The organism is Paenibacillus sp. VTT E-133291 (assembly GCF_002264395.1).
GTDB classification, from domain to species: domain Bacteria; phylum Bacillota; class Bacilli; order Paenibacillales; family Paenibacillaceae; genus Paenibacillus_AQ; species Paenibacillus_AQ nitricinens.
Genome location: NZ_NFVA01000015.1, coordinates 1 through 13,888, shown reverse-complemented (window position 1 = coordinate 13,888; position 13,888 = coordinate 1). Strand labels below are relative to the sequence as shown.

The window sequence follows — 13,888 nt, the reverse complement described above, 5'->3', positions numbered from 1 at the left end:
GCAGTGATGTTAGTACTAAGATATACGCAGAAATTATTAAAAGATATGAAAGTAGCTCCAGTAGAAGTGGAAGATGTCTCCACATTTTTTAGTTGGCATGTGAATATACTGCAGCTTAGAAAAAAACATATTTTATTTGTGCATGATGCAAGTCGGCTATGTATATTACTGGATGGAATAAGAAGTGGCCAAGCTAATAAGCTGGTAGAGAAGTTTAGAATAGAACTTAAGGAGTATTTGTTGCAGGAGGGTTTCAAGAAGCAGCTTATTAATCAGTATTTATTAGAGGCCGGAGAAATAACTATCTCTCGTACAAACAATAAAAGTGTTCTTGGAACCATGAATGAAATAACATTATACAACTCGGTAGCTCAAAGTGATTTCAACTTATTGGAGCGGAATAAGTGGCTGAACACTATTATATACAAACCTATTGACTATAATGAGCCAATTGATGTCTTCAGAGAATCGTTAAGTAGTTATTACTCATAAGTAAGTAATGTCAATGCTGGACTAGCTAAAGCTTATATCCGATATCTAAAGGGGGATTATGAATTGAAGATCAGAGAAGCAACATCTAGGGATATAGACGGGATCGCATTCGTCCACGCTATGAGTTGGAAAACCACCTATAAAGGGCTAATATCGGACGAGTTTCTTGATAAAATCACCGTGGAAGCTAGAAAGAAACGTTGGATTCTGAATTTTGAAAATCTCCATAAAGACGAGGTTATGTATGTAGCTGAAGATGAGGCGGGGACGATTATTGGATTTGGAAATGGAGGAGCCCGAAGAGTGCCCGATATGTACGATGCAGAGCTATACGCCCTTTATTTACTTAAGGAATACCAAGGACAAGGTTTAGGGAAGCTGCTTATTAGAAGCGTAGCACAGCATTTAATGGAGAAAAGTTATAGCTCGTTCATGACTTGGGTGCTAGTGGGCAATCCGGCGATTCATTTTTACCACAAAGTGGGTGGTGAATCTGTTGCGACGAAGGAAGTGGAAATTGGAAATGAGATGGTTGAAGAGATCATGATGGGGTGGAGAGATATTGGGCTTGTGGGTAGATAAGCAAACCTAATAGACGGGACTTTTAGCTCGGATGGAGCTCCTCATATCAAAAGGATGAAAGCCGACGGAACTCCCTCAGCATCCGGAATTATAGGCAAAGAAAGCCGACAGAGCTACCTCAACATCCGGAATACAGGCACAAAAAGCCGACAGAGCGAGGTATATAAGCTTTTAGATGTACTTTGTACAACTATTCCCCTTGCGAATAGCTCTCCAAAGGAAATAGCTGTATTTCATACACCTATTTTGGTGATTTATTTCGTTCTGGGCCTAATCTCAGGTTTTTAAGTGTATAGAATACAGTTAAAGTCACCATAAGTCCATATACAAACGGAATAAGTGTATGAAATACAGCTATTCCACAGATAAATAATCGGAGAAGCGTTGCCTGAATGTTTTAGTAATAGGGATCGTTTAATTGCTAGAAAATGCTGCTAGAGGACAACAGCTCAGCTAGGTCATATATCGGACCCCTCATCAAAGCGACTTTTTATTCCCCCTCAGACTCAGCCTTCTTTCGCGCACGGAACCGTCTTACCTTCATGAGATTGCCGCAGGCCTTGTCATCGCAGTAACGCTTAGAACGGTTACGTGTATCATCGTAATACACCCAAAGGCAATCAGGATTATCGCAGATGCGGAATCGAGAGGGCTCTTTTTCAAGCAATGCCTCCGCAAAAGACGCCGCTATCTCCGCCATTACCTGCTCCCAGCCGCTATATAGTGGTAATAATGAAATCTCCGCTTGATCGTCGCTATACCATACAATTCGTCGCGTAACAGGACCCTTGTCCATATAGACATTGAGCTGCTTCACCATTTCTCCATCCATCGACGATTTTCCTTGTACAATAGCCTGTACCCATCCCCATAGTAGGGAACGAAGCGCTTTGAGCTTCTTCAGTTCTATAGTATTTGGCATTTCTGTTTCTAGTAGAGTATACTTCTTCAACTGTTCTGCTAGCCACTCCGGATCTTCGAGCTTATCCTGATCGTTATTTTTATTCCCTGTTCGCCAATCCCGCCAGTAACTGTTAATGAAATCCTCCCACAACACGTTCGGTTCATCCTTTCCGCACAACGCTCTATAACATTAATTGTAACACTTAAAAATAAGATTAGCTAGTTACTTGAAAGGATGGTGGAATTATGCTACATTTCTTTTGTAACCACTATATGTTGGTTTAAGTAGTTACATAATTCAGCTTGTATTAGGAGGTTAACATGCAAAATAAAATCAGTGAGGTTTTGCTGCAAAATTGGGATTATTGCATGGATGTCGAGGATTGGGCTCCGCCGTTAAGTGATGCTTTGGAAGGTGTGGACAGCAATCAAGCGCTTTGGAAGCCAGAGGGGAGTACAATCAATTCCATCTGGGAGACGGTCAACCATCTAACATATTATAAGGTACGGTTGCTGCGAAAGTTAAAAGGGTTGCCCAAACAACCTGATGCTGAAAGCAACGATGATACCTTCACTGTAACAACGGAAGGGGAAGAAGCATGGGCGAAGACCGTTGCAGAGCTGAAGGACATGCATGCTGCTCTTAGAGAAATCATTGAGGCATTGGAAGAAGGCGCATATGATTGGGGTGGATCGGGTCATGCCCCAGGGGAAGAGGTAATGAGTCTTATCCTGCATGATTCATACCACACTGGACAAATTATTATGCTTCGTAAACTGCAAGGTTCCTGGGTTTCCAACCGTAGTTTTAATTAGAACCTCTACAATGAAAATATAAGCCACACTCCTCTATACTGGTTTACCTGGTGTAGCGGTTGTGTGGCTTTTCTTGATGTTAACCTTTTGGGATGCTGTGATATGGAATCGGTGAGCAGCCCATTATTTTTTGAACAATCTAGAGAAGTAATGGGAGTCCTGCATCCCTATAGCACAAGGCGATGTGCTTGAAAGCGTAAAAGAAATAGAGCAGTTTCATGATGCCGGATAATAACTGGTTCGATTTGGAATTTTGTTTCAACTCTGAAAGCCCCGGGTTAATGGAGACTATCTACCAGCCTATATTCGAAAGGAGAGATTGATGATGGAACCGGGCTATAAAGATAGAAGCGTTGAAGTGGAGCATACAGAGGTGCAAAGGAAATCGGATTCCAGTGTTGTCGCATCTACCTTTATTAAATATGCAGCTTATATTATTATTTTTTTCGGAGCACTTTTCTTCTTGGTCAGATATGTATTCCCTATGTTCTAATTGGGAACACAACGAATCCTATACAAAAATCCATCCCCTGTAGGAAGCGGGATGGATTTTTGAATGTAACGAATCCTATAAATTTCTCTGGATGGAATCCGGTGATTCCGCAGAATTACGATAAAAGAACCAGCACTCGTTCAGCAGCTTGATCTGACGGCGGTCTTTTTTGTAATAGGCTTTCATCAGTTGATGGCAGAGCCACTGTGGCAAGGGTATCACTCCTCTAACTGCTTACGTAAGTTAGCATATGGAGAAATGAGCCTAAAGGTGACGATTTACAGAATGCTTTCTGCTTCCTCTTCATACCACTGCTCTAATTGAGCTTGCAGCGCCCGAATCTCGGTCAGCAGGGAAATGAGCGGATAGTTCTTCTGCTCCTGAACAGAGGCAAAGGCCTGTTCCAATCTATTGATATAATCCAGGCCAGACTCCAGGGAGTAGTCCTCACGCAGCAGATCCAGGGAATCGCACTCAGCAATGGCTAAGGGCAGATCCGGTACATTATCGGCTGTCAGCTTGTCGATTTCTTTGTTTAGACGTAAATTGAGCGCACTTAGCTGGTACGCATATTCCTCGGGCATTTCCACGAATTGCAATTGTTGATGTTGTTGCAAAATTACATACCGCATTTTCGGCATTGGTCATTCTCCCTCCGTACTTGTCTTCCTTCTTGACAGTTTAGCCTATGCACAAGTTACAATTCAAGTAGAGATCTTAATTCCCGTGGAAAGGACTTGTGATAGAACGCTATGGAAACGATGAGCAACGAAGAGCTGCAGCTGTGGATTGAGCAGGTATCACGGGACAGCTTTGGCGTACCCTTTAGGCACAAGGCAAGCTTTAACAGCCGATTATCTTCAACAGGTGGTCGATATTTTACCAAGAGCCATAATATAGAGATTAATCCCCATCAGCTTGCTATGTTCGGTAGAGAAGAGACGGAGAAAATTATAAAACACGAGCTTTGCCATTATCATCTGCATTTGGCGAAGCGAGGGTATATGCATCGTGACACGGATTTCAAAAGACTGCTGGCACAAGTCGGCGGGAGTCGCTATTGTCAGACATTGCCGGGTGCCAAAGCACGGAAGTCACTGCCTTATCGGTACAAGCTGATCTGTACAGCGTGTGCCATGGAGTATCCGCGTAAGCGAAAAGTAGACCCAAAGCGCTACCGATGCGGCAAATGTTCGGGTAAGCTGAAGCTGCTGGCACTGGAAGTCCAGTAAGCAGGCAAGGGTGTTATTTTATAACCAAACCCATCAATCCTACAAAGGAAACAGCTTGCTGAGGCGAAATGATGCATCCCTCTAAATCTTGTATATCCACGATCAAGCCACTGAACTCGCAGTCACTAAGATCGATCCCGTTAAGCTTTGATCCTGACATTGTGGCTTGATCAATATTACATTCGCTGAAGCTGACCTTCTGAAAATTCGATTGGTAGTAATCAGAGCTCATCAATGAACTATTCTCAAAAGCAACCTGTTTCAGATTAGCCAATCGAAAGGTTGCGAAATCCCCGATACAATCTACCACGCGAACATTCTGGAATCTGCCTCTTGTAAAGTCCGTACCGATGAGCTTACAGTTTCTAAACTCGGTTCGATGAATAATCGCATTCGTAAAATCCACATTGGATAGATCGCATCGCTCAAAAATCACATCCATCAGCTCAATACCCGTTAAGGAGGACTCGATAATCGTTACATTTTTAAAAATTACCTGATCAAAGCTGACCTTATTAGCCTCTTGATTATCAAAAACTGTATCGCTTATGCTGCAACGACTGAATTCATCTTTAGTTTGTAGTGAGTATATTTGCTCAGGGAGTAGAGCTTCTGGATCAGTTATTTTAGGTGAATCCATTTTGAATTTCATATGTACCTCCATTTAATGAATGCTTGTTTCTAATTAAATTAACTATCATAGGGTTTAGCAGATTTGTCAATTTTCATATGCGCTAAGGTCTTGCGGGAGATACGTACAAATACACCTTTTTCTGGATAAAATCACACATCGTTTTGTAAGCGTTGTCAAACTAAGATGGAAGGGAAGTCCATATTAGGAAGAGGGGGCACATTTATGAAACGATTCAGGTCCGCGATGGCGGGTCTGCTCGCGATGCTGCTGATTTTCTCAAGCTTGCCTGTGAGGGGAATCGGTAGCGGTTCCGTAGGAGCAGAAGGGGCCAACGGAACAGGCGCAGGGCTAATTCCATCAGGGACGGTACTCATCAAGAATAAGTGGAAAAATAACTTTTTATATGAAACTTCTGACGGAATCGTGCGTTATGGCATGACCAATCCAGCGGACACATCATCGCATTGGACAGTGGAGACGGTGAATGGTCTGTCACGCATTAAGAATGTGAAGACCGGTCACTACATTACACTGGCTGGTAATAACGGCAAAGAGGATACGCTTAAGGCGGCAGATCTCCAAGGAGCGGGAAGTGTTAAGGATGAGTGGTTGATCGATACTTCCAATAGAAACGGATACATGATCATCCGAAGCGCGAGCGTGCCTGAGAGTAAGCTGGTGATCCACGAGGAGAATCAGCTTGGTTATGCGCAAGTAAGCTCGGATATCAATATTACGTTTGAGAGTCCACAGTGGGCTTTTATCGACCCTAATGCAGGAACAGTGCCTGTACGGTTGGAAAGCCGGATGCGTCCCGGTGAGGTGATGTATGAGGAAAAAGGAAATGTACTTTACGGCAAACAGCCTTTAAAGAATGAGGCAGCCCAGTGGTTTCTTGAGCCGGGAACGGACGATGGAACACTGATGATTCGAAACCGTGAGACGGGCCATTATATTAAGCAAAATGAAGTGACTTGGGCAGGTGTTTTTTCGCAAGAAATCGATGCGGAGAACGTAAAGCTAAGTGAATGGGTGAAAGAAGATGCACCAGGCGAGGATGGAGCGGGTTTCATTACCTTAAGTAATAAAGGATTAACCGACGGAGCTACACCTTTATGGCTGAATCCTCAGTTTGATGAAGACAATAACGTGCGCTCTAACAGTTGGCCGGGTGAAGCAACCAGTCATAATGCTCAGTGGAAAATCGTACCTATTTCCGAGTTGCAGCCTATACGCTTGGCCACTTATACAGATGCACAAGTAGCTACAGATTTCTTGTATGAATCCACAAATGGCGCGCTTAAGCACGGATTAATTGCTCCAGATCCTGCTGATTCATCCGATTATCTATGGTATATAGAGGATTATGACGGCAATAAACGTATCCGTAATGCAGCTACTAATCATTATCTTTCATATAGTGATGGCACAGCCAAGGCTGAGCAGATCAGTGGAAGCCAACCATCGGATCAATGGAATTTTAAAGATTCTGATGATTATGATGATTATCTGACACTAGAAAATGTAGAGAGCAAAGGCATCTATCTATCTACCTTGGGTGGAGACAGTGCTGGAGCAATCGGGGATGCGTCTTCATTGAGCGCCCAGTGGCAGCTTCTAGATCCTAATACACCAACGGATGGCACCATTCCATATTATCGTATTCAGAATGGCTGGAAGTCTTTTTATTGGTATGAGTCTGCTGACGGCCTCTTGAAATATGGAAATATACAGAAGGATGGCTCAGATCAATGGCTGATTGAGAAATATAATGGCCGTAAGTTATTCAAGAACAAGAAAACAGGCCACTACATTAACACGATGAATATGCCAGATGGCCATATCCAGGTCACTGAGCTTCCAGACAGGAATAATGTGGAACGAGAATATATCTGGACAGGCAAAAATATTGGCGACAACACATACGTAATCAGCAGTGTTCTCGACAAGGAACCTAATAAATTCCCTGAAAAGTTTATCTCCCTCCAGAATCTTACGAAATACGCTGAGTATGGTGTGATCAATCCAGGCTGGGGCAGCCCACAGTGGCGATTTGTTACCGTTACTGAGAAAAAGCCGGACTTGTTCCGCTTCAAGCTAGACGCTGTAAATGGTGAGGATCAATATCTTAAGGATGGTCCTTTGTTGACTTCTCCAGATGTACTAGAGAAATTGCTAGCATCTAAGACTGTCACCGAAGCTGTCTATGATTCGCAGGCTACTGAAGTAGTGGTGCCGCAGGATAAGCCGGAATCTGTAACCGCTGATCCAAATCCTGTAGCTTTAACTCCTGCGAACGAGGATGTAACAGTAGGTCAGGCTACTTATGGTTCACTTGATATGAATGACGATACCTTTGTCTGGCAGCTGCAAGAAATAGCTGGCAGCAATGGATCTGTGAAGATTAAAAATAAAGGTACCGGACGTTATCTCTCCCTGGAGCATATAGGTGGGGCTGTAGATGAAATTGAGCCTAACGTAAGCGTTCAGACATTACAAACTGTATACGATGTATGGGCCAGCATTAAGTGGAAGGTGGATACGCAGGCATCCGGTGTGACTACCATTATGAGCTCGTGGGCGGGTCATTATATCTACGGTGCTCCGGGTGACAATGGCAATCCTATTCTACGAATCAGTAAAGCAGCAGATGCAGTGGATCGGAAAAGTGCACACTTTACCGCCGAAGCCGTTGAAGCGATTGCGCCACCGATCCCTGCTTACCCTGTAAGATTTAAGAATGCAAGCAGTGGGGAGTATTTATACGAGAATGAGCACGGCGTTGTTCTGTACGGACAGCCGTCAGCAGACAATGGATTCTCACATTGGAATATATCTTTGGAGGATGGTAAACAGACGATTATCAATCGAGCAACAGGACATTATTTAACATTGAATGGAGATTATTCATACTTGGAGAGCAGTATCGCGGAACCGGCTATAGACGGAGCATCTGCTTGGGAAGTAAGCTTGGCTTCCGATTATACGCACTACACTATTCGTAGTCTCTATGGAGAATACGACGATGAATTAATAAACATTGCGAATAAGACGGGATATGCAGAACGTGCGCTCCTACTAGAGAGTGACGGCTTAGCGCAATGGACACTTGAAGCGGCTCAGCAGGAGTTTACTACTCCGTCTGGAGAACTGCGCAATAACGATACAACAACTCCAGTTCAGAATGATACCAACATGATAACGATCGTGCCGAAAGGGCTGACTGGCAAAGTATTGGCTGAACAAGAAGGGGCACTCGTATATGCAGAAGCCTCCAACACGGCGGCTCACTCCCAATGGATCGTCCAAGATGTAAATGGACGTAAACGCATATTGAATGTTCAGACCAAACAATATCTTTCTTTAAATGAAGCAGACCAAGCCGTCTTGTTAGCTTCTGGGGAAACAGAACGTTCCCAGTGGACCCTGGAAGAGAAGTTAGGCTACAATCTCCTGAGAAGTGCGGATAAAACGGGCTTCCTTACTCATGACGCATCGGCTGTTCAACTGGGTTCTGCTGTGGGTACTGACAGCGTTCTTTGGAGCTTCTTGCCTATCCCTACAGATGCAATTTATGCAGGAGGAGAAGCATTCCAAGGCGATCATGTTATACGGTTTGCAGTCAATGCTCAGCAGGCTGGACAATATGATGCCGTTGTTCGTTACAAGAATAATTCCAGTAATGTAACGGATCTGCTGCTTGAGGTGAACGGCCTGAAGGAAGCGGCTAATGTGAATGTGGTCAATACTTCCTCTTGGAAGACTGAACAGGTGAAACTGAAGCTGCGTGCAGGAATCAACACCGTTTCTCTAAGCAACGACAATATCGATTGGAATAAAGTAAACATTGATAGCCTGACAGTAAAAAATAGCGTGAACAAAGTTTACCGCGGGGCAACAGTTCCTTATATTAGCTATGAAGCTGAGGATGCAGTGACTAACGGAACACTAATCGGTCCTTCGCGGAAATATCGCACTATGGCTTCTGAGGCTTCTGGACGACAAGCCGTCGCCTTGAAGAATACTGGGGACTATATAGAGTTCAAGCTTGCAGAAGCAGCAAATTCTATTGTTCTTCGCTATTCCATTCCGGATAGTCCGGATGGTGCTGGTGGGGAGGAAACTTTGACCCTATTTGTAGATGGAGTTAAGAAACAGCTGAATCTAACTTCAAAATACGCTTGGGAATATGGCAGCTACCCATGGTCAAATGATCCACGCCAAGGTAGTGGACATCGCTTCTTTGACGAAATCCATGCTCTGATTGGCGATGCTCCTGCTGGAGCGACTATTCGTTTAGAAAAGGGAACAGGAGACCATGCAGCTTCTTATGTCATCGATCTGGTGGATATGGAGCAGGTAGCTCCTGAGTTAACTCGTCCTGACGGCTTTATTTCGGTAACGGATTTTGGCGCGGTAGCGAATGATGAGGGTGATGATACCGCAGCCTTCAAGGCAGCCCTTGCCGAAGCGAATGCGACAGGAAAAGGGGTGTGGTTCCCAGCGGGTACCTTTAATGTTGGAGAGGGTCTGCTCGATCTGGATAAGGCTGAAATCCGAGGAGCCGGCATGTGGTATACCGTGCTGAATGGAGCCAAATTCTACGGTCACGGCGGCATGATTGGCGTATACGATCTGCTGATTGAAGGGGGCATTAATGTACGGGATGATGAGGCGTTCACGAACGCTTTCCATGGTGCTTTTGGTCAAGGCTCGGTCATTCAGAATGTATGGATTGAACATACCAAAGCAGGCTTGTGGTTAACACAACCGATTGGTGAGAAGGCTCGCACGAATGGTCTGTATATGGCAGGTCTTCGAATCCGCAATCTGATGGCGGACGGAATTAACTTTGCCGTAGGCACTGGCAACAGCATGATGGAACAAAGTGACATCCGCTATCCAGGGGATGATGGAATTGCGATGTGGTCGTTCACAGATGCCAAATTGAATGATATGAATGGTACGGAACGTACACTGAGTTATAACAATACGGCACGCTTTAATAACGTCTCATTACCGTGGTTGGCCGATAACATTGTGGTCTTCGGTGGTAAAGATAACAGAATTCAAGATAACGTGGTAAAAGACACTGTGACTAACGGAGCCGGGATCGCTGTATCTACCCGTTTCTCCGCAGAGCCGTTCCAAGGAACGACTATCGTGGAGCGGAATACATTGCTTCGCACAGGTAGTTATGATTCCGGTTATGGGGTGAATCTCGGTGCGTTATGGCTGTACGCTGGTGAGAGTGATCTGAAAGGAAAAGTGTTCATCCGTAACAATACGGCGCTCGACAGCACCTATTCTGGCCTGATTGCCCACGGTAATCTTGAGGGAGAAGCGCTCACGACGATTGATGGAGTTGTGCTGACGAATAATGTCTTAGACGGGGCAGGCACAAGTGGTATAGAAGTTACGAAAAATCTGAAAGGTAACCTGCTCGTCGACAACTTGATTATTCGTGGCGAACGGATGAACCTCCTGACTAATGCATCTCCTGAATTAAGCATTATAGAACAAAACCAAGGAATAGCCACAGCTGTTAAACCTTTCTCCATCAAGCTAGCAGATGGACAGAGCGGACCTGTAGTATTAGAGCAGGGTAAGTCTGCTACCCTTCAGGTACTGGACAAAGAAGGAACGGATATTACTACACAAGCTACCTTTAAGATTATGAACAGTGATATTGCTACATTTACAAACGACAGTCTTAGTGGAACTAAAGTGGGAAGTACAGATTTCACGGTAACTTTTGGCAACGAGATGAGAATGTATACACTTGAGGTGGTAGGACCAAATGGTGGAACAGATCCGGTGGAACCAACAAGTACTCCTAGTCCGACAGACTCTACGGGGTCAGTAAATCCTGTTGCACCTGTTGCTACTCCAACGCCTACACCAGCTGCTAATTATGATGTGCAGCTAAAAGCTAAGGCGACTGCTGGGCAGACGGTTATCGAGATTTCAGCTAACGGCGACGGTATAGCCCGCTTTAGTGCAGAAGCTTTACGCAATGCGGCAGCACTCAGCCCGAATGCGGTGCTTGTCATTGGAAGTGGCGATATGAGCTATCGCTTCCCATTGGGACTTGTAGAGAGTGTACTGAAAGCTGCACAGATGCCAGTGGGCACACTGGAGTTCCAACTAAGTCCGCTAAGTGGAAAAGGACTGGAACAACTGCTTGCCAAGGCTAAGCAACAAGGCTTTATGGTGCAAGGAACTCCGGCAAGTGTCACCTTAAAGGTCACAGATGGTAAAACCATTGTACTTGCAAATGGGTTCGGTACCACATATGTGGAACGTACATTTATCATTAAGGAGTCCATAGACGCTAAGAATGGAGTAGTCCTTATTTACGATGAACTGACGGGTTCCTTCCGTTATGTACCTGCATTGTTCGAGCTCGTAGGTGGGATGACCAAGGTTACTGTTAAGAGCAGTAGTGCGAGTGGTATATTCGTCGCTGCGCTGCACCCTGTGACCTTTGGAGATCTCTCTTCACACTGGGCGAAGAATGAGATCGAGATGCTTGCCAGTCGATTGATCTTGACCGGACAATCCACAGATATGTTTGCACCTCAGAAATCTGTCAGTCGTGCCGATTTCGCAGCCATGCTGATTCGTTCACTAGGGCTAGTCGCTGCGAACACAACGAAGACTTTCAGCGATGTGTCCGATTTATCATGGTATGCAGCAGATGCCAGAGGCGCTGCAGCCTTAGGACTGGTTCAAGGCTATGAGGATGGAACCTTCCGTCCGAATGCTCCTATTACACGGGAGCAAATGGCTGTTATGGCAGCTAGAGCACTGAAGCTGTTGAACCTTAGAGGTGAAGAATCTGGAGCAAATGCGGCTACAAATGTTTTCACAGATGCTTCATCGATTTCTTCTTGGGCTAAAGAGGCGGTGAATGCCTTAACCGCAAAAGGAATCATGAAAGGCCAATCCGCACACAGCTTTGCACCTGACAGTGATACTAGCCGTGCAGAGGCCGCTGTGATCTTAGCGAGATTACTTAAAACTGCTGGATTATTAAATTAGTTTTCGTTATAAAAGCTACAATATTCTACTAAAAGAGCAGCGATTCTCGAGTAATTGGAGAATCGCTGCTCTACGTTTTTTTTGGACAAACATATTTGATGATTTTCAATGCCAATCGCGACTAGAGGGTCCGTAAGTATACCAAATATTCGATTATGCTGCTTATAAGGACAACTGGGTCCGATAGCGACCTCATATACGATGTAGTTTTACTTCAGCTTTCCCATCGATAGATTAACTCTGTAATTTCCGAACTTCAGAAACTCGTCGAGAAAGAGATTCAAATCCTCTTGGCTTCCAGTACGGACACGTATCCAATAGAAGCCTTCTCCACTGACCCGATGCATTTCTTTTACACTGGCATGTTGTTGTGCGAATGTCTGAAAGGCTGGATGGACCATATTTGAATTCAAAAAAACAGTAATAAAGGCATGGATCGCTTCCCCAACCTTATCTGGATTCCAGCGGACGGTGTAGCCTTCAATCACTCCAGTATCCTGCATTTTGCGAATACGCGCGCCCACGGCTTGGCCAGTCTAGCTGCCCAATGTCTCTGTGACTGATCGTGGAATCTTTAATTAGAAGCTGCAGGATGCGGAAATCCACATCATCTATAGAATAAGAACTCATCATTATCAAAAATCCTTTCTGCGTGAAAGTAGAACAGGCCAATCTCTTTCCAATCTCAATGTATTCTGTTTCAAGGTCCTTCTATAATGAATTGTAGCAGAAGAGATCTGAAAGAAAGAAGGGCTTATGATGAAAATACAGCATATTCGCAACGCAACTTTATGGCTGGAGTATGGGGGAAGTACATTTTTGATTGATCCTATGCTGAGTGAGGAGGGTGTTAATCCTCCCATTTTTAATACGGAAAATGATCGTCGCAATCCACTCGTTCCTTTGCCGGGAGCAGTAGAACAATGGTTGAGTCCTAATGCAATTCTTGTCACGCATCTTCATCCAGATCATTGGGATGCCGCTGCCATTTCTTTGTTGTCGCATAATCTGCCACTATTATGTCAGGAAGGAGATGGGGATAAATTATCGAAGCAGGGGTTTGAGCATACCACGGAAATTAGCGATTCTCTGACATTCAATGGAATAACTATAACACGTACTGATGGACGGCATGGCACTGGAGTGACTGGTAAACTTATGGGTAAGGTATCCGGGTTTGTGTTTCAGGCCGAAGGCGAACCTGTTCTATATGTGGCAGGTGATACGATTTGGTGTGATAAGGTAAAGATAGCATTGGATGCTTTTAATCCTGAGGTGACAATTGTTAATGCTGGTGGCGCACAGTTTTTAAGCGGATACCATATTACAATGAATGAGCAGGATGTCGTAGACTTATGTGAATATGCTCCTTCTACTAAAGTGTTTGCAATACACATGAACGCCATCAATCATTGCCTTGTTACCCGGGATAAGCTAAAAGCTCACTTGGAGAAGGAGGAACTACAGGATCGAGTACAGCTTCCGGAAGATGGAGAATGGTGTTACGTATAAACAAAGGGGGAGTAATCCCCTCTTAAATCTACCTACAGGCAGAAATAATGTATGAATTTGAAAACGATCACAAAAATTATTTTACTTGCTTGACTAGACCTTGAAATCATGATAAATTAATTCATGTTCACTTCTAATTTACTTCTAATGTTCCCTGATAGCTCAGTTGGTAGAGCACTC

At 44.4% G+C, this 13,888-nt stretch carries 11 protein-coding genes and 1 pseudogene; 7 read left to right on the top strand and 5 right to left on the bottom strand.

Going from position 1 to position 13,888, the window contains the following annotated elements:
* The first annotated feature begins 6 nt into the window (after positions 1-6).
* On the top strand, positions 7-492 hold the full coding sequence (locus tag CA598_RS09045) for a DUF6933 domain-containing protein (RefSeq protein WP_094876315.1): 486 nt from the start codon (positions 7-9) through the stop codon (positions 490-492).
* Positions 493-555: 63 nt separating this feature from the next.
* The gene (locus CA598_RS09040) at positions 556-1,074 is read left to right on the top strand and encodes a GNAT family N-acetyltransferase (RefSeq protein ID WP_094876314.1); all 519 of its coding nucleotides are present in this window, start codon (positions 556-558) and stop codon (positions 1,072-1,074) included.
* A 490-nt stretch (positions 1,075-1,564) separates the two neighbouring features.
* Here CA598_RS09040 and CA598_RS09035 read toward each other — a convergent pair whose 3' ends face one another.
* The gene (locus CA598_RS09035) at positions 1,565-2,131 is read right to left on the bottom strand and encodes a CGNR zinc finger domain-containing protein (RefSeq protein WP_094876313.1); all 567 of its coding nucleotides are present in this window, start codon (positions 2,129-2,131) and stop codon (positions 1,565-1,567) included.
* A gap of 167 nt (positions 2,132-2,298) precedes the next feature.
* Here CA598_RS09035 and CA598_RS09030 point away from each other — a divergent pair, with 167 nt between their 5' ends.
* Positions 2,299-2,793: a DinB family protein gene (locus CA598_RS09030; protein ID WP_094876312.1), complete on the top strand. Its 495-nt coding sequence runs from the start codon at positions 2,299-2,301 to the stop codon at positions 2,791-2,793.
* Positions 2,794-3,115: 322 nt separating this feature from the next.
* A complete protein-coding gene (locus CA598_RS32220; protein WP_156113060.1) occupies positions 3,116-3,286 on the top strand; it encodes a hypothetical protein in 171 nt (56 codons plus the stop codon).
* A gap of 75 nt (positions 3,287-3,361) precedes the next feature.
* Here the strand turns inward: CA598_RS32220 and cmpA are convergent, their stop codons facing one another.
* Positions 3,362-3,499, bottom strand: a complete 138-nt coding sequence (cmpA, locus tag CA598_RS09025) for a cortex morphogenetic protein CmpA (protein WP_094874036.1) — start codon at positions 3,497-3,499, stop codon at positions 3,362-3,364.
* A gap of 65 nt (positions 3,500-3,564) precedes the next feature.
* A complete protein-coding gene (locus CA598_RS09020) occupies positions 3,565-3,927 on the bottom strand; it encodes a hydrolase/acyltransferase (RefSeq protein WP_094874035.1) in 363 nt (120 codons plus the stop codon).
* Positions 3,928-4,047: 120 nt separating this feature from the next.
* On the opposite strand from CA598_RS09020, the gene CA598_RS09015 reads away from it, so the two are divergent.
* Entirely contained in the window at positions 4,048-4,518 is a 471-nt protein-coding gene (locus CA598_RS09015; protein ID WP_081382729.1) for a SprT family protein, read from the top strand.
* A 13-nt stretch (positions 4,519-4,531) separates the two neighbouring features.
* Here the strand turns inward: CA598_RS09015 and CA598_RS09010 are convergent, their stop codons facing one another.
* Positions 4,532-5,170, bottom strand: a complete 639-nt coding sequence (locus CA598_RS09010; protein ID WP_094876311.1) for a pentapeptide repeat-containing protein — start codon at positions 5,168-5,170, stop codon at positions 4,532-4,534.
* A gap of 204 nt (positions 5,171-5,374) precedes the next feature.
* Between CA598_RS09010 and CA598_RS09005 the strand changes: the two genes are divergently transcribed.
* Positions 5,375-12,196 carry an S-layer homology domain-containing protein gene (locus CA598_RS09005; protein WP_179283626.1) on the top strand — a complete coding sequence of 2,274 codons (6,822 nt, stop codon included), beginning with the start codon at positions 5,375-5,377 and terminating at the stop codon, positions 12,194-12,196.
* A gap of 209 nt (positions 12,197-12,405) precedes the next feature.
* On the opposite strand, the pseudogene CA598_RS09000 reads toward CA598_RS09005, so the two are convergent.
* Positions 12,406-12,829, bottom strand: a pseudogene (locus tag CA598_RS09000) (Lrp/AsnC family transcriptional regulator).
* A gap of 126 nt (positions 12,830-12,955) precedes the next feature.
* Between CA598_RS09000 and CA598_RS08995 the strand changes: the two are divergent.
* Positions 12,956-13,708 carry an MBL fold metallo-hydrolase gene (locus CA598_RS08995; RefSeq protein WP_094876309.1) on the top strand — a complete coding sequence of 251 codons (753 nt, stop codon included), beginning with the start codon at positions 12,956-12,958 and terminating at the stop codon, positions 13,706-13,708.
* Positions 13,709-13,888: the final 180 nt, after the last annotated feature.